The organism is Stenotrophomonas sp. (assembly GCF_032099025.1).
Lineage (GTDB): Bacteria > Pseudomonadota > Gammaproteobacteria > Xanthomonadales > Xanthomonadaceae > Stenotrophomonas.
The window spans coordinates 1-19,757 of the sequence record NZ_DAMCID010000019.1 but is presented as its reverse complement, the minus strand read 5'-3'; the positions used below and the strand labels follow the sequence as shown (position 1 = coordinate 19,757).

The following is a 19,757-nucleotide window of genomic DNA, read 5'->3' as shown; positions in this document are numbered from 1 at the left end:
CCATTGTTCCGGCGCGGTCGCTCCGGGCGGTAGCCGGCCTGTCCGGAATGCTTGCACGATCGTCCGAAGTCGTCCGATGATGACGGCCCCTGCACGCGTCGGAACGCTACGCCATGACCCAGCTTGCGCGGTTCCGCGACACGCTCGCACGGCATGCACCGCATGACGGCATGTTCGATGGCCTGCTCCCCGGGGTGACGCTGATCCGCTGTGCGACACCGACGTTGCCGATGCCGGTGATCTACGAACCCACCGTGTGCTTCGTTGCGCAGGGTCGCAAGCGTGCCACGCTGGGAAGTCGCGTGTTCCACTACGACCCGGCCAGCTACCTGGTGGCATCGGTTGGCTTGCCGGTGATGGGGGCGGTGATCGAGGCCAGTGTCGCCGCGCCTTACCTCAGCCTCCAGCTTGACCTGGACCCTGCGCTGCTCGGTGAGCTGGCGCTGCAGCATCCACGCGCCGACGCGCCGGCCGGCACGGCAGTGGGGCTCAGCCTCAACCGGATGACGCCCGCGCTTTTGGATGCGGTGACGCGGCTGGTGGGGCTGCTGGATGCACCCGGCGACGCGCCGGCGCTGGCGCCGCTGGCCATCCGCGAAATCCTGTACCGGCTGCTCACCGCCGACAACGGCGGCGATATCCATGCGATGACCCGCGCAGACAGCCGCCAGGCGCAGATCGCACGGGCCATCCTGTGGATCCGCTCGAACTTCCGGGACGGGTGCCGCATCGAGGACGTGGCCACCATTGCAGGGATGAGCCGTTCGACATTCCACGCGCATTTCAAGGCGGTCACCGCCATGAGTCCGCTCGAATTCCGTACCCAGCTGCGCATGCAGGAGGCGCGCCGGTTGATGGTCAGCACCGGCTTGGAAGCGGCCAACGCCGGATATGCCGTGGGCTATGAAAGCCCTTCGCAGTTCAGCCGGGACTATTCGCGCCTGTTCGGTGCCCCGCCGGCCACCGATGCCAGCCGCCTGCGTGGCGACGACTGATCCGGCGACACGCCTCCGTGCGCAACGCATGCCGATGGCGAAATCTGGATAGTGCGGGCAAGTAGATTTACCGCCGCCGCGACAGTGGAAGTACCGATACGCGGGTACGGCGAAACGCCCACCATGTCAGGTGCGCGCGAGGGTAATGACTGCCCGCGGCAGTTACGTCGACAACGCGATTGCATCGCGTACAACGTCCCTGATTTTCTGGCCTCTGCATGGGTCCGTCTACGTAAATTCCGCCAAAAAAAAATGTTGATCCCAAGCCTCTTGCAGGCGTGATGGAGGCGCTATGCTCGCCGCCCGCACGCCTTCCCCTTCGAGGTTACGTCCACCAAGATGGCGATCCTGACGTTCAACGATTTTGAAGCGTACGCAGACTCCGTGGCGGGCGTGGATGGCCAGATGCGCGTCACCGGACGCGGGCATGGCGACTGGACGCTGGAGGTAGTCGATGCAGGGGATGTGATCGCCATGCTGGGTGTGGATGGCGCGCCCATGATGTACCGGGGCTTGAGCCATGCAGGCCGCTACCACGCATACATCACGTTGCCTGGCAGCGAGGCCTACATGCAGGGGCACCATGCGACCGACGAGCTGTTCATCTGGTTTGCGCCCGGCACCGAGGTGCACGGGGTAACGCGCGTCACGTCGCGCTTCATCGCGCTGGACCTGGCCGCCGGTGCCGTGCAGGCGCGCGCCAGCGAGGTATCCGGTCTGGTCGATGGGCGCCTGGATCGCACCCACGCGGTGCTGGTGGGCCGCGAAGAAATCAGCCAGCTCATCGCGCTGGTGGTGCGCGCGCTCAAGATACACCGGCGCCGCCCGCACCTGTTCGAGGCGCCGATGGTGCGGCGCGCCTTCAGCGCGCAGGTCATCCATGCACTGCTGCGCTGTATCGCGCTGGGCAGCTCCGACGCCGCGCGCCGCTCCCGGGGGCGGCCGATCGTGTCGCGCAACGAGATCATCAGCCGCAGCGTGCAGCATATCCAGCGCAGTATTCGTGGCGAGGCGACCATCGGCGAACTCACGCTGAGCGCGCGGACCTCGCAGCGTTCCCTGAATCGCGCGTTCGACGAGATCTTCGGCATGGGGCCGCAGCAGTACTACATGATCGAACGGCTGCACGTGATCCGGCGCGCGCTGCGCGAGGCACGGCCCGGCGACACCGTGACCCTGATCTGCTCGCGCTTCGGCGTGTGGGACCTGTGTCGTTTTGCCGGCATGTATCGAAAGATATTCGGCATCCATCCTTCGGTTGAGCTGGCGGCCGCACTCGAGGCGGGCCGCAGCCGCGGCGCGCTTCGGCGCAGCCGCTGATATCGCCGCGATGAGGTGCCGTGCAGCCCCCACCGCGCCGGCACCTCATCACGGGGACCGCGCATTCTTGCGACACCGGTAGTACAGGAGCTACGTAAACTCGGCCACAAAAGGTAGCCATAAGTCATGCTCAAGCTTGTGCGCTCCACGCCGCTACAATGAGCGCAGTCGTACCTGTTGTACCCCACGCAAGCGACGTCGCCCCGCTGACGACCTTCGTGAGTCCCCAAGCCAATCGAGCACTCCCACCGGGCCTCCAGCCCGGCGTAGCCCTTTCAGCTTGTCGGACCCGAGGATCGAATGATGCCCATTACCGCCGCCGTCACGCGCTCGCCGCTGCATCGCCTCATCGCCGTTCTGCTTCCCTTCCGCACTGCCCGCCTCGCCGCGCGGTCGGCCGCGTTGCGCCACCAGACCGACCTCGACGCGCAGGTTGCCGCGCTGCACCGGGTGCAGGCGGTCATCGAGTTCGACCTGGACGGCACCATCCTGGCGGCCAACCCGAACTTCCTGCAGACCGTGGGCTACACGCTGGAGGAGGTCCGCGGCCGGCACCATTCGATGTTCGTCGAGCCCGACCAGGTCCGCAGCCCGGAATACCGTGCATTCTGGGCGAAGCTGGCGCGCGGCGAGTTCGATGCCGGCCAGTACCGGCGGGTGGGCAAGGGCGGGCGCGAGGTCTGGATCCAGGCCTCTTACAACCCGGTGTTCGACAGCAACGGGCACCCCTGCAAGGTCGTGAAGTTCGCCACCGACATCACCGCCGAGAAGCGCCAGGCCGCCGACTTCGCCGGGCAGCTCGCCGCCATCGATCTGTCCCAGGCGGTGATCGAGTTCGGCCTGGACGGACGCATCCTGCGCGCCAACGAGAATTTCCTGGCCGCAGTGGGCTATACGCTGGAAGAGGTGCAGGGCCAGCACCACGGCATGTTCGCCGAGCCGGCGTACCGCCAGAGCGCGGAGTACCGCGCGTTCTGGGAGAAACTCGGCCGGGGCGAGTACGACGCCGGCCAGTACCGGCGGCTGGGCAAGGACGGCCGCGAGGTGTGGATCCAGGCGTCCTACAATCCGATCCGCGACATGAACGGCCGGCCGTTCAAGGTGGTCAAGTACGCCACCGACATCACCGCACAGGTCCGCGATGCACAGGCCCTGCAGCGTGCGGTGGAACAGACGCGCGCGGTGGTGGCGTCCGCGCAGGCGGGTGACCTCACCGGCCGCATCGCGACGGCCGGCATGCACGGCGAGATCGCCGAGCTGTGCAACGGCATCAATGCGCTGGTGGAGTCCATGGCGTCCATCATTGCCCGCATCAAGCGCGTGGCCGACAACGTGGCGCTCGGCGCGGGCGAGATCGCCGAGGGCAACAATGACCTGTCGCGGCGTACCGAACAGCAGGCTGCGTCGCTGGAGGAAACCGCGGTATCGCTGCAGGGGCTCACCGACCACGTGCGGCAGACCGCCGACAACGCGCGCCAGGCCAGCCAGCTGGCGGGTGGGGCGGTGGACGTGGCGGCGCAGGGCGGGCAGGCGGTGCAGGAGGTGGTCTCGACCATGTCACTGATCGCCGCGTCGTCGCATCGCATCGTCGACATCATCGGGGTGATCGACGGCATCGCGTTCCAGACCAACATCCTGGCCCTCAATGCGGCGGTGGAGGCCGCCCGTGCGGGCGAACATGGGCGGGGGTTCGCGGTGGTGGCCTCGGAGATCCGCTCGCTCTCGCAGCGCTCGTCCACGGCGGCGCGGGAGATCAAGCAGCTGATCGGCGACTCGGTGGACAAGGTGGCCACCGGCAGCCGGCTGGCCGAAGGGGCGGGGCGGACCATGGACGAGATCGTGCTGGGCGTGAAGCGGGTCAGCGCGCTGATGTCGGGCATCAGCGCGGCGGCGCAGCAGCAGAGCGACAGCATCGTCCAGATCAACCAGGCCGTGGACCATATCGACGAGAGCACGCAGCAGAACGCCGCCCTGGTGGAGGAGGCCTCGGCGGCGGCGCGCAGCATGGAAGAGCAGGCCACCCAGCTGCTGGGCACGGTGGCCGCGTTCCGCACCGACGCGGGCGAAGCCTCCGCGGCGCGTGCGGTTCAGGCGCTGCTCGGCGGCCGCGGCATGGCGAACGCGGCGAGGCCGGTGCGCTGACGCGCGCCGGTCCCCGGCGACACACAAACGGCACCGGCAAGGGATGCAGTACGGAGAAGGAGGACGATGGACGTGGAATTGAAGGAGATGCTCAAGTTCCTGGCGGCGGGCATTCTGTTTGCGGCCGGGATCTACGGCTACATGTGCTACCCGCATGCCGACGGTCGCTGGGCGGACAGCCCGGGCACCATGTATCTGCTTGCGCTCCCCGGTGGGGCGGTGCTGGCCGGTCTGTTCCGCTCCAGCGCCGACCCCCACCGCCGGGTCCGCACGTTCAGTGCGGAGCGGCAAGCGCCGCCCGCCGGGCGTTGAACACTTCCGGTGTCTGCGGCTTGATGAACAGGGCGACCAGTTCGGGGTACTCGCCTTTCACCGCCCGTTCGATGCGGGTGATGCAGGCCTCGATCTGCGGCGTGGTGCGGTCGTCCTCGAACTCGGCGCTCAGCATCGCCACCACCTGGTCGGGGCCCATCTGCATGGTGGTGACCCCGTTGGCGGTGCGCAGGTCGGGGTCGGTGTTGGCCACGGCCAGGATGCGCTGGGCCACCGCCGGATGGGCGGGCTCGCCAACCAGCAGCCCCTTGGTCTCGCGCGCCAGCAGGAAGGCGGTGACCGCCAGCACCCCGGCGATGCACAGCGAGGCCACGCCATCCAGGACCGGCATGTCCAGCAGCTGGGCGGCGGCCAGGCCCATCGCCGCGAAGCCCAGCCCAAGCAGCGCGGCGCTGTCTTCCAGCAGCACGGTGAAGGTGGACGGGTCCTTGCTGCGCCGGAACGCCTCGAAGTACCCCAGGCTGCCCTTGGTGGCGCGGAACTCGCGCAGCGCTATCCACCACGAGCCGCCTTCGAACAGGAAGGAGATGCCCAGCACCGCATAGCTCAGCAGGTGGTTGGTGGCCGGTTCTGGATGGCGGATGTGCTGGATGCCTTCGTAGGCGGACACCCCGGCGCCGGCGGCGAACACCAGCAGGGCCACGATGAAGCTCCAGAAGTACAGCTCCCGGCCGTAGCCGAACGGGTGGGCGGTGTCCGGCTTCTTGTCCGCGCGGTGCAGCCCGTACAGCAGCAGGACTTCGTTGGTGGTGTCGACCAGCGAGTGCACGCCCTCGCTCAGCATCGCCGAACTGCCGGAGATGCCGGCGGCGACGAACTTGGCGATGGCGATGCACAGGTTGCCGACCAGCGCGGCATAGACGACGAGACGGGAGCCGGACGGTGTGGCCATGGTGTTCGCAGGGGCGGGGGGAGGCCCATGATCCGGCTGCCGCCGTACCGGTGGCGTGCACAGCGGGGGGCGCCGACCACCGGTGCGCCTGCCCGCCCGGGATGTGCCATGCTGGCGCCCTACCAACCGCGAGCGTACGACCATGGCCAAGGGTATGGACAGCAAGAAAGAGCAGAAGAAGAAACCTGCAAAGACGGCCAAGGAAAAGAAGGCCGAAAAGAACGAGAAGAAGACCACCCGCGGCTTCGCGCCGACCTGATCGGCCCGCGTCGTGGCGCAGGGCAGGCTTCACTCCGCCGGGGTGCGGCCTGCCGCTGCAGCGACCCCGGTGCGGACACCGATGTCCGCGCGGTCGAAGACTTACTGAGACGGTTTAAGTAGAAACACGCTGGCCGCCAGCAGCGTGAGCGTTGACCATCTGGGCTTCACGCCCCTTGGAGAAACGCATGGCCAGCACATCTGGAAAGCCCAACATACTGGTGATCTGGGGGGATGACATCGGCATCTCCAACCTCAGCTGCTATACGCATGGGCTGATGGGCTACCAGACGCCGAATATCGACCGCCTCGCCAACGAGGGCGTGCGGTTCACCGACTCCTACGGCGAGCAGTCCTGCACGGCAGGCCGCTCCTCGTTCATCACCGGGCAGAGCGTGCTGCGCACCGGTCTCTCCAAGGTGGGCATTCCCGGCGCACCGGTGGGCATGAACGAGAAGATCGTCACCATCGCCGCGCTGCTGAAGAACGAAGGCTACACGACCGGCCAGTTCGGCAAGAACCACCTGGGCGATCTCAACCACATGCTGCCCACCAATCACGGCTTCGATGAGTTCTACGGCAATCTGTACCACCTCAATGCCGAGGAAGAGCCGGAGATGTACGACTACTTCCCCGAGGAAGAGTTCGGCGATTTCATCGAAACCGTCAAGCCGCGCGGGGTGATCCACAGCTTCGCCACCGACACCGACGACAGCACCGAGCAGAAGCGCTGGGGCCGCGTGGGGAAGCAGAAGATCGAAGACACCGGTCCGCTGAACCGCACGCGGATGCTGACCTGCGACGACGAGTTCGCCGAACGTGCGAAGGACTTCATCAAGAAGGCCACCGACGACGACACCCCGTTCTTCGTCTGGGTGAACTTCACCCACATGCACCTGTACACCCATACCAAGGAAGAGAGCCTGGGACAGGCCGGGCGCTGGCAGTCGCCTTACCACGACACCATGATCGACCATGACCGCAACGTCGGCTCGCTGCTCGACTACCTGGATGAGCTGGGCATCGCCGACGACACCCTGGTGGTGTACTCCACCGACAACGGCCCGCACCGCAACTCGTGGCCGGATGGCGGCACCACGCCGTTCCGCAGCGAGAAGGACACCAACTGGGAAGGCGCGTTCCGCATTCCGCTGGTCGCGCGCTACCCCGGCAAGATCAAGCCGGGCACGGTCTCCAACGAGATCATCCAGCACCACGACTGGCTGCCGACGTTCCTGGAGCTGGCGGGCAACACGACCGTGGTGGAGGACCTCAAAAAAGGCGTCAAGGCGATCGGGCGCACCTACAGGAACCATATCGACGGGGTGAGCCTGCTGCCGCTGCTGACCGGCGCAGTGGAGAAATCGCCGCGCAAGCTGTTCGTCTACATCTCCGATGATGGCGACATCCTCGGCATCCGCTACGACAACTGGAAGGTCACGTTCATCGAACAGCGCTGCAGGGGCACGATGCAGATCTGGGGCGAACCGTTCACGCCCATGCGCATTCCGAAGATCTACAACCTGCGCACCGACCCCTACGAGTTCGCAGACGTCACCTCGAACACCTACTGGGACTGGTATCTCAACCATGTGTACATCGTGTACGGCGCGATCGCGCTGCTCACGAAGTTCAACGAGACGTTCGTGGAGTTCCCGAAACTGCAGAAGCCGAACACCTTCACCGCCGACCAGGCGATCGAGAAGCTGCAGGACGCGGTGGCGGGCAAGTAGGGCCGCGCCCGCAAGCCCTTGGGTGGCGCCTTGTCGCGCCACCCAGCGGTGCGGCAGGGTGACCCCGGCGGGCGGGTGTGTATACTATCCCCCAGTATAGTTCTCTGGGCCTGCCTGGCATGCCGCATTCCCCCGACGAAAAGAAGAAGGTCCTGGCCCGCGTGCGCCGCATCCGCGGCCAGTGCGATGCGCTGGACCGCGCGCTGGAGGCCGGGGCCGAGTGTGGGCCGGTACTGCAGCAGATCGCCGCGATCCGCGGCGCCGTCAACGGACTGATGTCCGAAGTGATGGAAGCGCACCTGCGCGAAGAATTCGGCCAGCCGGCGCAGTCCGACGCACAGCGCGCCGAGCGCGTGCGCGACATGAGCGCGCTGATCCGTTCCTACCTGAAGTAAGCGTGCGGGCGACCGCGCGCTGTCCTGTCCTGTTCCTTGTCCTGGAGTATTCCCCATGAAGTCCCGTGCTGCTGTTGCCTTCGCCGCTGGCGAGCCGCTGAAGATCGTCGAGATCGACGTCGCCCCGCCGCAGAAGGGTGAGGTGCTGGTCCGGATCACCCACACCGGTGTCTGTCATACCGACGCGTTCACCCTGTCCGGCGATGACCCCGAAGGCCTGTTCCCGGCGGTGCTGGGCCACGAAGGTGCGGGCATCGTGGTGGAAGTGGGCGAGGGCGTGACCAGCGTCAAGCCGGGCGACCATGTGATTCCGCTGTACACCGCCGAGTGTGGCGAGTGCCTGTTCTGCAAGAGCGGCAAGACCAACCTGTGCGTGGCCGTGCGCGCCACCCAGGGCAAGGGCGTGATGCCCGATGGCACCACCCGCTTCAGCTACAACGGCGAGCCGATCTACCACTACATGGGCTGCTCCACCTTCAGCGAGTACACCGTGGTGGCGGAGGTCTCGTTGGCGAAGATCCACCCGGAGGCCAACCCGGAGCATGTCTGCCTGCTGGGCTGCGGCGTCACCACCGGCATCGGCGCGGTGCACAACACCGCCAAGGTGCAGGAAGGGGATTCGGTGGCGGTGTTCGGGCTGGGTGGGATCGGCCTGGCGGTGATCCAGGGTGCGCGCCAGGCCAAGGCCGGCCGCATCTTCGCCATCGACACCAACCCGTCCAAGTTCGAACTGGCCAAGCAGTTCGGTGCCACCGACTGCATCAACCCGAAGGACTTCGACAAGCCCATCCAGCAGGTCATCGTCGAGATGACCACCTGGGGCGTGGACCACACCTTCGAGTGCATCGGCAACGTCAACGTGATGCGTGCCGCGCTGGAATGCGCGCACCGTGGCTGGGGCCAGTCGGTGGTCATCGGCGTGGCCGGGTCGGGCCAGGAAATCTCCACGCGTCCGTTCCAGCTGGTCACCGGCCGGTCCTGGAAGGGCACCGCGTTCGGCGGCGTGAAGGGCCGCAGCCAGCTGCCGGGCATGGTCGAGGACGCGATGAAGGGCGAGATCGAGCTGGCGCCGTTCGTCACCCACACCATGGACCTGGAACAGATCAACGACGCCTTCGAGCTGATGCACGAAGGCAAGTCGATCCGCTCCGTCGTCCACTACTGATCAGGCCCGAGCCCATGGAACGCATCGAACATCGCGCCGCCTGTGGCGGTTGGCAGGACGTCTACCAGCACCGTTCACAGGTGCTGGGCTGTGACATGAAGGTGGCGGTCTACCTGCCGCCGCAGGCGGCCACGCAGAAGCTGCCGGTGCTGTACTGGCTGAGCGGGTTGACCTGCACCGAGCAGAACTTCATCACCAAGGCCGGTGCGCAGCGCTATGCCGCCGACCACGGGGTGATCCTGGTGGCGCCCGACACCAGCCCGCGCGGCGACGACGTTGCAGACGCCGAGGGCTATGACCTCGGCAAGGGCGCCGGGTTCTACCTCAACGCCACCGAGCAGCCGTGGGCGAAGCACTACCGCATGTACGACTACATCGTGCAGGAGCTGCCGGCGCTGATCGAGGCCCACCTGCCGGCCAACGACGCGCGCGGTATCAGCGGGCATTCGATGGGCGGGCACGGCGCGCTGGTGATCGCGCTGCGCAACCCGGGCCGTTACCGCAGCGTGTCGGCGTTTTCGCCGATCGTGGCACCGACGCGGGTGCCGTGGGGGCAGAAGGCGTTTGCCGCGTATCTGGGCGAAGATCGTGCAACGTGGGCCGCCTGGGATGCCAGCGAGCTGGTGGCAACGGCAACGGAGAAGCTGCCGTTGCTGGTAGACCAGGGCGGTGGCGACGAGTTCCTCGATACCCAACTGCAGCCGCAGTGGCTGCAGGCGGCGTGCACCGCGGCGGGGCATCCGCTGCAGTTGCGCCTGCAGCCGGGGTACGACCACAGCTACTACTTCATTGCCAGCTTCATCGGTGAGCACATCGCGCATCACGCCAAGGCGCTGAAGGCGTAACGGCGTAGAGCCACGCTCTGCGTGGCTGCGCTTCGATCGGCACCGCGCAGCCACGCAGGGCGTGGCTCTACCGCCGGGTCGGCACCACGTAGGGACACGCCATGCGTGTCCAGCGGATCATCCATCGCACGGACACGCCATGCGTGTCCTGCGGCAGATCAATCGTCGTCTTCTTCCGCGGCCTCGCGGCCCTGCTGGCGGATCAGCGCCTCTTCGCGCGCATCGTTGATGGCGTGGCGCACGCTGTCCAGGTCGATGGTGGACGCGTCGTGCACGAAGGTGCCGGTGAGCGGGCTGTCGGGCAGCAGCTCGCCGGCCTCGAACATCGCCCACATCTCTTCGCCGTACCAGGTGTCCAGCAGCTCCGGCGCCGAACGCCCCAGGTAGGCGGTGAGGTTGTTGACGTCGCGCAGCAGCATGCTGCGTGCGGCGTTGTTGCCGCCGGCGCTGACCACCTGCGGGAAGTCGATCACCACCGGGCCATCCGGACCGACCAGCACGTTGTACGGCGACAGGTCGCCGTGGATCAGGCCGCAGCACAGCATCAGCACCACCTGGCGCACCAGCACCTGGTGGAACTCACGGGCCTGGTCGGCCTCCAGTTCCACTTCGCCCAGGCGGGCGGCGGAGAACCCTTCGGCGTCGGTGACCAGTTCCATCACCAGCACGCCATGGAAGTATCCATGCGGCTCGGGCACGCGCACGCCGGCGTCGCGCAGCTGGTACAGCGCATCGACCTCGGTGTTCTTCCAGGCGGTTTCCTGCTGCTTGCGGCCGTAGTTGCTGGCCTTGCCGACCGCACGGGCCTCGCGGCTGCCGCGCACCTTGCGGCCTTCCTGGTACTGCACGCGCTGCTTGAAGCTGCGCTGTGCCATGTCCTTGTAGACCTTGGCGCAGCGCACGTCGTCGCCGCTGCGTACCACATACACGGCTGCTTCCTTGCCGCTCTTCAGCGGACGCAGTACTTCGTCGATCACGCCGTCTTCGATCAGCGCCTGCAGGCTTTCGGGGGTCTTCACGTAGGCTCGGGTAAGGGGCGGGCGGCGGTGCGCCGGCCTGCAAGGGAGGGTCGGGGATTCTCGCACCTTCGGGACGACGGGGCCAATCCGGCGGGCCTCCCGGTTCAGCTCACCGCGCCCGGGACCCGGTCAGGGCAGGGCCTGCTCGCCGCGCAGCACCGGGTAGGGGTTGAGAGACTCGCCCTTCCACCACTGCTTTTCCGCGCCCAGCCGGTGGATCTCGAAGTGCAGGTGCGGGGCATCGGGGCTGGCGTTGCCGGTGCTGCCGACATAGCCGATCACGTCGCCGCGCTTGACCACCTGCTTCTCGGCCAGGCCGTCCGCATACCGCTGCAGGTGCGCGTAGTAGTAGCAGTAGGTGCCACCGGGCTCGAACTGGTACACCGTCAGCCCGCCGCGCTCGCTGTTGAACAGTTTTTCGATGGTGCCGTCGGCCACTGCCAGCACCGGGGTGCCATCCGGCGCCAGGATGTCGATCGCATCGTGCACCCGCCCTTCGCTGCGCGCGTCGGTGAAGGTGTCCTGCAGCTGCGAAGGGGTGATCCCCTGCACAGGCAGCAGCAGCCCGGAAGGAGCTGCGGTAGCGCCCGCCGTCAGCCGGCCCTCGGCAACCATGGCTCCCCCGGCAGCACCGGCCGTCGGTTGGCCTTCGGAAACCCTGGCAACGCCCGCCGTCGACGATCCCGTGGCGCCAGGCCCTGCTTGGCTGCCCTCGGCGGTAGCGTTCAGGCGCCCGGTGGTGCCGGCCGCTGGCCGGCTCTGCACCACCCCGGACGCAGCAGGCGCCGCCGCGGCACCCTCAGCATCCCCATCCGGCGCCAGCAACCACCAGCCAGCAACGCCCACCACCACACCCAGCGCCAGCAGTCGCGTCAGCATCATCGTATTACTCCTGCATCACCACAGGCACCGAGGCGTCTACCGCGTCGGCCACCTGCAGTGCGTCCCAGTTGGTCATGCGCACGCAGCCGTGCGATTCGGTCTTGCCCACATGGCCCGGCTCGGGCGTGCCGTGCAGGCCGTAATGCGGCTTGGAGATGTCGATCCAGACCTTCCCGACCGGATTGTTCGGGCCCGGCGGCAGGGTGGCCTTGCGGTCACCGGCCTTGGCATCCCAGAACAGCTTGGGGTTGTAGTGGAACGGCGGATCGCGCGAGATCCCCAGGATCTTCCATTCCCCGATCGGCAGCGGATCATGCTTGCTGCCCGACGACACCGGGAACTGCGCGTAGACCTTGCCCGCCGCGTCGTACAGGCGCAGCGTGGAATCGGACTTGTCGATTACCAGCTTGGCGGCCTTCGGCAATGCCGCCGGTGCGATGTTGGGGACCTGGATCGCGCTGCCGGCCTTGCCCAGGTCCACGCCGGGGTTCAATGCCTGCAGCAGTTTCGGATCGGCATGGAAGCGCTCGCCGAGCGCCTCGCCGACCGAGCTGAAGCCCAGCGTCTTGAGCTTGGCCTGGTCGGCGGGCTTCTTTGGAATGGGCTGGAACGGTCCGGCCACGTCGTCGGCGGTGAGCGTGTAGCTCACCAGCGGCGGCGCGCTGTCCGGCTGCAGTGCCTGCCAGGTGGCATCGTCCAGCTCACCGGTCACCTTCAACCCACGCGCGGCCTGGAAACCGGCCACGGCGCGCTTCTGGTTGGAGCCCAGCAGGCCGTCGATCTGGCCCGGCGAGAAGTGTGCCCGGTCCAGCAATACCTGCGCATGCAGATCCGAACGCGGTCCGGTGGCCAGCGTGCTGCCTTCGGCGATCGGGGCCGGCAGTGCAGCGGGTGCCTGCGCCATCGCGGGGACCGCGGCAGCCAATGCCAGGGCGAGGAGGGAAGCAGAAGCAGGCAATCGCAGTCGCATCGGGTACTCCAGGGCAGGTTCAACCTCACCATGCCGGAGCGCCCTGCACGAGCCCTGTGAAATGCCTGACGGGAAGCTGACCGCCAGTCAGCGCACGTCGCGCAGTTCCCAATGGTGGCCGGCGAGCAGGCGCAGGCGTTCCTTGAACACATCGCTGTTGAGCGTGGTGGTCGCCACCAGGTTGATGCGCAGGTCTTTCTGTTCCCCGGTGACGGTGGCCGCCGGATCGGTCACGCCCCACTGCGCGTCGACCGCGTCCGGGTCGGGCTGCTTGGCGCGCCAGCGGTCGAACAGCGAGGTGGTGCGCAGCGCGTCCTGCAGCTCCTCGGCGAAGCCGGCCGCGCTCTGCGAGTGGAAGGAAAGATCGGAATCGTTGCCACGGGCCTTGGACGGGTCCGGCAGGCTGATGAAGTACTGCGACATGGTTGCCTCCATTGAATGCGGCAAGGTTGGCAGACGCGCGGTGGAATCGGTGTGCAGGAACGGCCGGGTGGCTGGACCGCCATGATGGCGGCCCAGCGTGCGGGCTCAGGCGGCGAACGTATGCGGTTCGTCGGCGAACCCGATGGTGACCGCACCCTTGCCGACGTTGACCATGCCGGTCAGGCTCATCACCGATTCGTACAGGTCCACGCCATGTGCCTTGCAGGTATCCCGCAGGCTGGCGTAGCCCGGCAGCGCCTGCAGGTCGGCCAGTTCGCCACCGTAGCTGACGCACACGGTGGGGGTCATCAGTCCGCCCTTGACCCGCTGGCCGACGAAGTCGAACAGCTTCTGCACCGCATTGTCGAAGCCCTTGATCTTGGCCACCGGACCGGTGGTGCCGCGGTACCCGTGCAGCACCGGCTTGATGTCCAGCGCACTGCCCAGCGCGGCACTGATCAGGCCCACGCTGCGGTCGCCCTTGTGGCGGGCGCGGGCGCGCATGTAGTACAGATCGCGGGTGACCATGTAGCCGTGCACGTTCAACGCCAGCTGTTCCAGCCGTTCGCGGATCTGCTGCACGCCGGCGCCGCTGTCGCGCAGCCGCACGGCTTCCACGGCGGTGATGCCCTGCGCGGCGAACAGGTTCTGGGTGTCCAGTACCCGCAGCGCGAACGGCGAATTGAAGCCTGCCGCCTGGCGCACCGGCTTGTAGTCGTTGAGGATCGCGAAGCTGGCCTGCATCGCGTTGTCGTAGATCGGGCTGCGGGTCTTGGTGATCGTCATGCAGAACACATGGTCGTAATCGATCACCAGCTTGCCCAGGAACAGATCGCGGATCTGCACCACGCTGAAGGGAATGGTTTCCGCCTCGGCGCCGTTCTCGGCGACATGGGCATGCAGGAAACTCAAGGTCGCCTGTTCGTCGCGGTGGTCGGCCAGCACGGCCTCGCCGATCCGCACGGTAATGGGCAGCAGCACGATGTTGTGCTGCTGGATGAAGTCCTGCGGTAGATCACAGGCAGAGTCGACCACGATTCCGATGCGCATCCTGTTTGCCCCCTCCAGGCAGGGTGTCGGTTCGAAAGTGTGAAAGCTATCTCAAAAACGGTCCCGTTGCCTGACCAGGCCGGTCAGCTTGGGCGGCTGCGCTCCACCGCGACCGGCAGGTCCAGCACCCGTTGCCATTCCGGCTGCAGCAGCAGGCCCGGATCGGCCAGCACCGTCTCGATCAGCGGGTGGGCCTCGTTGCCCCAGAACAGCTCGCCGTCGATGGCCAGGGTGGGGACCCCGAACACGCCGGCGGCGATGGCTGCCTCGGTGTTCTGGCGCAGCTGTTCCTTCACCGAGAGCGCCGCCACCGCCGCTGCGACGTTGGCGATGTCCAGCATCGCCCCGGGCAGGGCCAGCGCCTGCGGGGTATCGGCGGCGCGACCGTCGCGCCAGATCCAGTTGAACAGGATGTCCACTGCCGCCGGCGTCGCCCCTGCGGCCAGGCACAGGCGCAGTGCGGGCAGCGGGTTGAACGGATGGCCCGGTGGAAAGCGCAGGATGGCGCCCTGCTGCTGCGCCTGCCACAGCACCTGCCGGTAGGCGAAGCGGCGTTTGGCCGGGATCTCGGCCGGGCCGAGGTTGCCCAGGTGGTGCAGGACCGCGCCGAAGGCGATCGGCACCGGGGTGATCCGCTCGAACTGCGGCAGGGTCTTGAGCTGCTGCCAGTGCAGGTAGGCGAACGGCGAGACGAAATCGAAGTACCAACGCAGGTTCATGGATTTCCTTGGCGGCGGGCGTCAGCCAGGCAGGGCTTGGCGCTACGGATCTCAGCCAGGCAGGGCCTGGCTCTACGGATCTCAGCCAGGCAGGGCCTGGCGCTACGGATCTCAGCCAGGCAGGGCCTGGCTCTACGGGGGGCTGCCGGGCCGGGCCCGGTTCCCGTCCTCAGCGCGAGTATGCGCGCGGCTCGGTGCCAGCCGGTGCGGCGTAGCGGTCGCGCAGCTCGGTCTGGCGCGAACGCATCGGCATCGCCCGCCCGCCCAGCCAGACCTGCTCGGCGTAGTGGGCCACATCCAGCGGATCGCCGTCCCACAACACCAGGTCGGCCAGCTTGCCCGGCTCGATGCTGCCCAGCCGGTCGCCCACGCCCAGCACCTGCGCCGGCACCCGGGTCAGGCCCGCCAGGCCGGCCTGCCAGGGCAGACCGTTGGCCACTGCGTTGCCGGCCAGTTGGCGCATCTTGCGCGCGTTGTGCGAGGCGTCGTCGCGCTGGGCGAAGCTGACCTGTACGCCGGCGGCCTGCAGGCGTGCCGCGTTTTCCAGCGTTGCGCCCAACTGGTCGAAGCTGGCGGGCAGGTTGCCCAGCGCATCCACGAACACCGGCACGTTCGCCTGGGCCAGCAACGGCGCCACCCGCCACGCCTCGGCACCGCCGGCAATGGCGATGCTGACGTTCTCGCGTGCGGCCCAGCGCAGCAGCTGGCGGATGTCCGCCGCGCGGTCCACCTCCACCACCAGCCGGCCCTGGCCCGCCAGGTAGCGCGCCAACGTGGCGCGGCCGGCGGGGGTGAGCAGGGCATGTGGTGAATCGACCGGCACCCGGTTGCGGGCTTCGCTCACCATCTGCTCCAGCAGCATCCACTGCGCCGCGCGCGAGCTGCCGGTGAGTTCGGCGCCGGACGAACCGAGCCGGATGAACAACGCCCGTGGGCCGATCGGATCGGCGCTGCCGTCCAGCCGCATCACCCCGCCCTGGCCGGCGATGAAACTGCCGTCGGTGTTGGCCCCCAATGCAGTGAAGCCGATGCCGTCCAGCCGCGCGACCGGAATCAGCACCGAGGCCGGGTTGTAGGCCAGGGTGACGTCGAACTCCGGGCGCATGGGCTGGTCCTGAAGCTTCAGCCCACTGTCCACGGTGGTCGACTCGCCGGACACCTCGTCGATGCCGATATCGGTGATGCCGCCGAAGAACGCCGGTGTCAGCGGGCGGCCGTTGGCCTCCACCACCGTGGCGCCGGCCGGTGCGGCCAGGCCGGTGCCCACGGCGCGGATCACCCCACCCTGGACCAGCACGTCGCTGTGCTCCAGGCTGCCGCGCGCGCTGGCAGTGTGCACGGTAGCGTTGCGGATCAGCAGGTCCTGCGCCCAGCTGGAGGGCGCGGCGCCCAGCAAGGCCAGCAGGGCGAGCTGGGCCAACAGCACCGGGCTGCGCTGCAGGGTGCGGGCGCTGCGCGCGCGTCGATCATGGGAACGAACGGTCACGGGCGTGCCTCCTGGCCAAGCATGAAGTCCGACAGCGGCTGGCGGCGCACGTCATTGCGGTCATAGACCTGGTGGCCGTCGATGTAGACCTTTTCGGCCAGTGCGTAGGAGCTGAAGGGGCTGCCATTCCAGACCACCACGTCGCCCATCTTGCCCACCTCCAGGCTGCCGGTCTGCTTCTCCACGCCGAGCGAGCGCGCGGCGTTGTACGTCAGCCAGCCGATCGCGCGTTCCGGGGCAATCTGCATGCCGGCACGGCGCGCGTTGGCGATCACCTTGGCAGCCTCCTGGTTGAGCCGCTGGATGCCTTCGGGCGAATCGGAATGGACGATCGCGCAGCTGTTGGCCGGGCGGTCGACCAGTGCGATGTTCTCCTGGATGCCATCGAATGCCTCCATCTTGAAGCCCCACCAATCGGCCCACAGCGCGCCGCACACGCCCTCGGCGGCCAGCCGGTCGGCGAGCTTGTAGGCCTCCACGCCGTGGTGGAAGGCGGCGATCTTGAAGCCGAATTCCTTGGACAGGTCCAGCATGGTCGCCATTTCATCGGCGCGGTAGCAGTGGATGTGCACGCGGATGTCGCCGTCGATGGCGCCGGCCAGCGTATCCAGCTTCAGGTCGCGCTTGCCGCCGGTGTCCCCGGCGCTGTCGCCCTTGTCACTGCCGCCGAACCAGCGCTTGCGCTTGACCTTCTTCGGTGCGTTCTTGGCCAGGTACTCGCTGGCATCGATGAAGGCGGCGCGGTAACCGGCCACGTTGCCCATGCGGGTGCCCGGTGCCACGCCCTTGCCGCCGCCGTACACGCGCTTGGGGTTCTCGCCGCACGCCATCTTCAGGCCCCACGGCGCACCGGGAAACTTCATGGCCTGGTAGGTGGTGGCCGGAACGTTCTTCAGCGTCACGCCGCGTCCGCCCACCAGGTTGGCCGAGCCGGGCAGCACCTGCATCGAGGTCACGCCGCCGGCCAGTGCCGCGGCAAACCCGGGGTCCTGCGGCCATACCGAATGCTCGGCCCAGACATTGGCGGTGACCGGTGCGGTCATCTCGTTGCCATCGCTGTGCGCGCTGACGCCGGGGCTGGGGTACACGCCCAGGTGCGAATGCACGTCGATGATGCCCGGGGTGACCCACTTGCCGCTGCCATCGACCTGCACCGCATCGGCGGGAACGGCCAGCGCCGTACCAACCGCGGCAATGCGGCCGTCGCGCAGCAGCACGTCGGCCTGCTCCAACCGCGTGCCGGTGCCGGTCAGCACGGTGGCATTGCGGATCAGCACCGGTGCTGATGCGATGGGCGCATAGGTGCTCGGATACGGATCCTGCGTGAACCGCGAGGCGGCCGGCGCGGACGGTGCGGCCAGTGTGAACAGCGCCAGGCCGAGCCCAGCGGTCAATCGAGTGCGCATGTTTTCCCCGGTGTGGCATGAACGAACCCGTTGACGCTATCCGCTGGCCGCGGCCTTGCCAAGTGGCGAACCGCCTGCGCGGTGCCGGCCGCTGCGTGGTTGGCTTGCTTATTCGTGCAACTGCACCAGAATTGCCGCACTGAACGACCTGCATGACGGAAGCGCGATGAAGAACAAACAGGAAATCGTGGAAAACTGGCTGCCGCGCTACACCGGCGTGCCGCTGGACCAGTTCGGCCAGCACGTGCTGCTGACCAACTTCGGTGGCTACCTGCACACCTTCTCCCAGCTCACCGGCGCGCCCATCCAGGGCATGGACCGGCCGATGGCCAGCGTGACCAGCGACGACATCACCCTGATCAACTTCGGCATGGGCAGTCCCAACGCGGCCATCGTGATGGACCTGCTGTCGGCGGTGATGCCGAAGGCGGTGCTGTTCCTGGGCAAATGCGGCGGGCTCAAGCGCAAGAACCAGCTGGGCGACATGATCCTGCCGATCGCCGCGATCCGTGGCGAGGGCACTTCGTCGGACTACCTGCCGCCGGAAGTACCGGCGCTGCCGGCCTTCGCGCTGCAGCGTGCGGTGTCGACCACCATCCGCGACCTGGGCCACGACTACTGGACCGGCACGGTCTACACCACCAACCGGCGGGTGTGGGAGCACGACGAGGCGTTCAAGGAGAAGCTGCGGCTGATGCGCTGCATGGCCATCGACATGGAGACGGCCACGCTGTTCGCGGCGGGCTTTGCGAACCACATTCCGATCGGTGCGCTGCTGCTGGTGTCCGACCAGCCGATGATCCCCGACGGGGTCAAGACCGAGGCCTCCGACGCCAAGGTGAGCTCCCAGTTCGTCGAAAACCATATCCAGATCGGTATCGAGGCGCTTAAGCTTATACGGCGCAACGGCAAGTCGGTCCGCCACCTGCGCTTTGACGAGTGATGGTAATGGCTTGGGTGGGCGCCCTGGGGGCGCGCCGCCCGCAGGGGTATTGAATGGACGTGGCGGCACAGGTAGTGGAATTCTGGCGCAACGCGGGGCCACAGAAGTGGTTCGCGCGCGATGACGCGTTCGATGCGCGTTTCCGCGAGGCATTCCTCGACGAACACTACGCGGCCGCGCGGCGTGCGCGCGAGCATTGGCTGGAATCGGCCGATGGCGCGCTGGCGTTGATGATCCTGCTCGACCAGTTCCCGCGCAATTGTTTCCGCGACACGGCCCATTCCTATGCCACCGACGGCCTGGCCCGCCACTACGCGATGCGCGCGGTGGAAGAGGGGCTGGACCTGCAGCTGGTGCCCAAGCTGCGCGCCTTCATCTACCTGCCGTTCGAGCACTCGGAAGATCCGCAGGACCAGGAACGCTCGGTGGCGATGTTCGACGTGCTGGGCGACAAGGAATACCTGCAGTTCGCCGAACTGCACCGCGACATCATCCGCCGCTTCGGGCGCTTCCCGCACCGCAATGCGGTGCTGGGGCGGATGCCGACGCCCGAAGAGTTGGATTATCTCGCCGAGGGCGGGTTTGCTGGCTGAAAAAGGGTCTTCTCCAATCTGACGGACGTGCACGGTGAATCTGGCGCGGCTGCCGGTGGAGCGAGCGCGGGGCCGCCATACCCTTGCCTGCGAATGTCCCCCGGCGTCGGCCTGCGGCCGCCCCCTCCTCCTTTACTTCGCCGCAAGGGCATGGCGGCCCCGCACTCGCCCCACCGGCGTTGGCACCG

19 protein-coding genes are annotated in these 19,757 nt (G+C 67.5%); 10 read left to right on the top strand and 9 right to left on the bottom strand.

All coding sequences use genetic code 11. The features are described 5' to 3' along the window. Positions 1-113: 113 nt before the first annotated feature. From RT456_RS13845 to RT456_RS13830, 4 genes are all read left to right on the top strand, one after another. Positions 114-995: an AraC family transcriptional regulator gene (locus tag RT456_RS13845; protein ID WP_313347600.1), complete on the top strand. Its 882-nt coding sequence runs from the start codon at positions 114-116 to the stop codon at positions 993-995. 339 nt (positions 996-1,334) lie between these two features. After that, complete coding sequence (locus tag RT456_RS13840; RefSeq protein WP_313347598.1) at positions 1,335-2,315, top strand: helix-turn-helix domain-containing protein; 981 nt, start codon at positions 1,335-1,337, stop codon at positions 2,313-2,315. Positions 2,316-2,618: 303 nt separating this feature from the next. Continuing rightward, a complete protein-coding gene (locus RT456_RS13835) occupies positions 2,619-4,457 on the top strand; it encodes a methyl-accepting chemotaxis protein (protein ID WP_313347596.1) in 1,839 nt (612 codons plus the stop codon). Between the two features lie 66 nt (positions 4,458-4,523). Next, entirely contained in the window at positions 4,524-4,769 is a 246-nt protein-coding gene (locus tag RT456_RS13830) for a hypothetical protein (RefSeq protein WP_313347594.1), read from the top strand. Here RT456_RS13830 and RT456_RS13825 read toward each other — a convergent pair. Continuing rightward, a complete protein-coding gene (locus RT456_RS13825; protein WP_313347592.1) occupies positions 4,732-5,682 on the bottom strand; it encodes a cation diffusion facilitator family transporter in 951 nt (316 codons plus the stop codon). The genes RT456_RS13830 and RT456_RS13825 overlap by 38 nt on opposite strands. Positions 5,683-6,128: 446 nt before the next feature. Here RT456_RS13825 and RT456_RS13820 point away from each other — a divergent pair, with 446 nt between their 5' ends. The 4 genes from RT456_RS13820 to fghA all read left to right on the top strand — a co-directional run bounded on the left by RT456_RS13820 (position 6,129) and on the right by fghA (position 10,078). Next, complete coding sequence (locus RT456_RS13820) at positions 6,129-7,673, top strand: arylsulfatase (protein WP_313347590.1); 1,545 nt, start codon at positions 6,129-6,131, stop codon at positions 7,671-7,673. Positions 7,674-7,792: 119 nt separating this feature from the next. Continuing rightward, entirely contained in the window at positions 7,793-8,068 is a 276-nt protein-coding gene (locus tag RT456_RS13815) for a metal/formaldehyde-sensitive transcriptional repressor (RefSeq protein WP_313347588.1), read from the top strand. A 55-nt stretch (positions 8,069-8,123) separates the two neighbouring features. Beyond that, positions 8,124-9,233 carry an S-(hydroxymethyl)glutathione dehydrogenase/class III alcohol dehydrogenase gene (locus tag RT456_RS13810; RefSeq protein WP_313347587.1) on the top strand — a complete coding sequence of 370 codons (1,110 nt, stop codon included), beginning with the start codon at positions 8,124-8,126 and terminating at the stop codon, positions 9,231-9,233. A gap of 14 nt (positions 9,234-9,247) precedes the next feature. Beyond that, positions 9,248-10,078: an S-formylglutathione hydrolase gene (gene fghA, locus RT456_RS13805; protein WP_313347585.1), complete on the top strand. Its 831-nt coding sequence runs from the start codon at positions 9,248-9,250 to the stop codon at positions 10,076-10,078. Between the two features lie 158 nt (positions 10,079-10,236). On the opposite strand, the gene RT456_RS13800 is transcribed toward fghA, so the two are convergent. From RT456_RS13800 to RT456_RS13765, 8 genes are all read right to left on the bottom strand, one after another. After that, complete coding sequence (locus RT456_RS13800) at positions 10,237-11,097, bottom strand: PA4780 family RIO1-like protein kinase (protein ID WP_313347583.1); 861 nt, start codon at positions 11,095-11,097, stop codon at positions 10,237-10,239. 129 nt (positions 11,098-11,226) lie between these two features. Then, positions 11,227-11,979, bottom strand: a complete 753-nt coding sequence (locus RT456_RS13795) for a M23 family metallopeptidase (RefSeq protein ID WP_313347581.1) — start codon at positions 11,977-11,979, stop codon at positions 11,227-11,229. A gap of 4 nt (positions 11,980-11,983) precedes the next feature. Beyond that, positions 11,984-12,949, bottom strand: a complete 966-nt coding sequence (locus RT456_RS13790) for a L,D-transpeptidase (RefSeq protein ID WP_313347579.1) — start codon at positions 12,947-12,949, stop codon at positions 11,984-11,986. Positions 12,950-13,036: 87 nt separating this feature from the next. After that, positions 13,037-13,384: a hypothetical protein gene (locus RT456_RS13785; RefSeq protein WP_313347578.1), complete on the bottom strand. Its 348-nt coding sequence runs from the start codon at positions 13,382-13,384 to the stop codon at positions 13,037-13,039. Between the two features lie 93 nt (positions 13,385-13,477). Next, positions 13,478-14,422 (bottom strand): DegV family protein, encoded by a 945-nt coding sequence (locus RT456_RS13780; protein WP_313347577.1) that lies wholly within the window; start codon positions 14,420-14,422, stop codon positions 13,478-13,480. Positions 14,423-14,505: 83 nt separating this feature from the next. Further along, complete coding sequence (locus RT456_RS13775; RefSeq protein ID WP_313347575.1) at positions 14,506-15,141, bottom strand: DsbA family protein; 636 nt, start codon at positions 15,139-15,141, stop codon at positions 14,506-14,508. Positions 15,142-15,310: 169 nt separating this feature from the next. Next, on the bottom strand, positions 15,311-16,567 hold the full coding sequence (locus RT456_RS13770) for an amidohydrolase family protein (RefSeq protein WP_313347666.1): 1,257 nt from the start codon (positions 16,565-16,567) through the stop codon (positions 15,311-15,313). 56 nt (positions 16,568-16,623) lie between these two features. Next, the gene (locus tag RT456_RS13765; protein WP_313347574.1) at positions 16,624-18,033 is read right to left on the bottom strand and encodes an amidohydrolase; all 1,410 of its coding nucleotides are present in this window, start codon (positions 18,031-18,033) and stop codon (positions 16,624-16,626) included. Between the two features lie 166 nt (positions 18,034-18,199). On the opposite strand from RT456_RS13765, the gene RT456_RS13760 reads away from it, so the two are divergent. Both RT456_RS13760 and RT456_RS13755 read left to right on the top strand, forming a co-directional pair. Continuing rightward, positions 18,200-18,976 carry an AMP nucleosidase gene (locus RT456_RS13760; RefSeq protein ID WP_313347572.1) on the top strand — a complete coding sequence of 259 codons (777 nt, stop codon included), beginning with the start codon at positions 18,200-18,202 and terminating at the stop codon, positions 18,974-18,976. A 53-nt stretch (positions 18,977-19,029) separates the two neighbouring features. After that, positions 19,030-19,569: a DUF924 family protein gene (locus RT456_RS13755; RefSeq protein ID WP_313347570.1), complete on the top strand. Its 540-nt coding sequence runs from the start codon at positions 19,030-19,032 to the stop codon at positions 19,567-19,569. Positions 19,570-19,757: the final 188 nt, after the last annotated feature.

Coding starts and splice junctions, on each gene's coding strand:
- RT456_RS13825 (WP_313347592.1), bottom strand. CDS start 5,682: ATGGCCACACCGTCCGGCTCCCGTCTCGTCGTCTATGCCGCGCTGGTC.
- RT456_RS13755 (WP_313347570.1), top strand. CDS start 19,030: ATGGACGTGGCGGCACAGGTAGTGGAATTCTGGCGCAACGCGGGGCCA.
- RT456_RS13790 (WP_313347579.1), bottom strand. CDS start 12,949: ATGCGACTGCGATTGCCTGCTTCTGCTTCCCTCCTCGCCCTGGCATTG.
- RT456_RS13845 (WP_313347600.1), top strand. CDS start 114: ATGACCCAGCTTGCGCGGTTCCGCGACACGCTCGCACGGCATGCACCG.
- RT456_RS13775 (WP_313347575.1), bottom strand. CDS start 15,141: ATGAACCTGCGTTGGTACTTCGATTTCGTCTCGCCGTTCGCCTACCTG.
- RT456_RS13795 (WP_313347581.1), bottom strand. CDS start 11,979: ATGATGCTGACGCGACTGCTGGCGCTGGGTGTGGTGGTGGGCGTTGCT.
- RT456_RS13765 (WP_313347574.1), bottom strand. CDS start 18,033: ATGCGCACTCGATTGACCGCTGGGCTCGGCCTGGCGCTGTTCACACTG.
- RT456_RS13820 (WP_313347590.1), top strand. CDS start 6,129: ATGGCCAGCACATCTGGAAAGCCCAACATACTGGTGATCTGGGGGGAT.
- RT456_RS13780 (WP_313347577.1), bottom strand. CDS start 14,422: ATGCGCATCGGAATCGTGGTCGACTCTGCCTGTGATCTACCGCAGGAC.
- RT456_RS13760 (WP_313347572.1), top strand. CDS start 18,200: ATGAAGAACAAACAGGAAATCGTGGAAAACTGGCTGCCGCGCTACACC.
- RT456_RS13835 (WP_313347596.1), top strand. CDS start 2,619: ATGCCCATTACCGCCGCCGTCACGCGCTCGCCGCTGCATCGCCTCATC.
- fghA (WP_313347585.1), top strand. CDS start 9,248: ATGGAACGCATCGAACATCGCGCCGCCTGTGGCGGTTGGCAGGACGTC.
- RT456_RS13830 (WP_313347594.1), top strand. CDS start 4,524: ATGGACGTGGAATTGAAGGAGATGCTCAAGTTCCTGGCGGCGGGCATT.
- RT456_RS13785 (WP_313347578.1), bottom strand. CDS start 13,384: ATGGAGGCAACCATGTCGCAGTACTTCATCAGCCTGCCGGACCCGTCC.
- RT456_RS13810 (WP_313347587.1), top strand. CDS start 8,124: ATGAAGTCCCGTGCTGCTGTTGCCTTCGCCGCTGGCGAGCCGCTGAAG.
- RT456_RS13815 (WP_313347588.1), top strand. CDS start 7,793: ATGCCGCATTCCCCCGACGAAAAGAAGAAGGTCCTGGCCCGCGTGCGC.
- RT456_RS13840 (WP_313347598.1), top strand. CDS start 1,335: ATGGCGATCCTGACGTTCAACGATTTTGAAGCGTACGCAGACTCCGTG.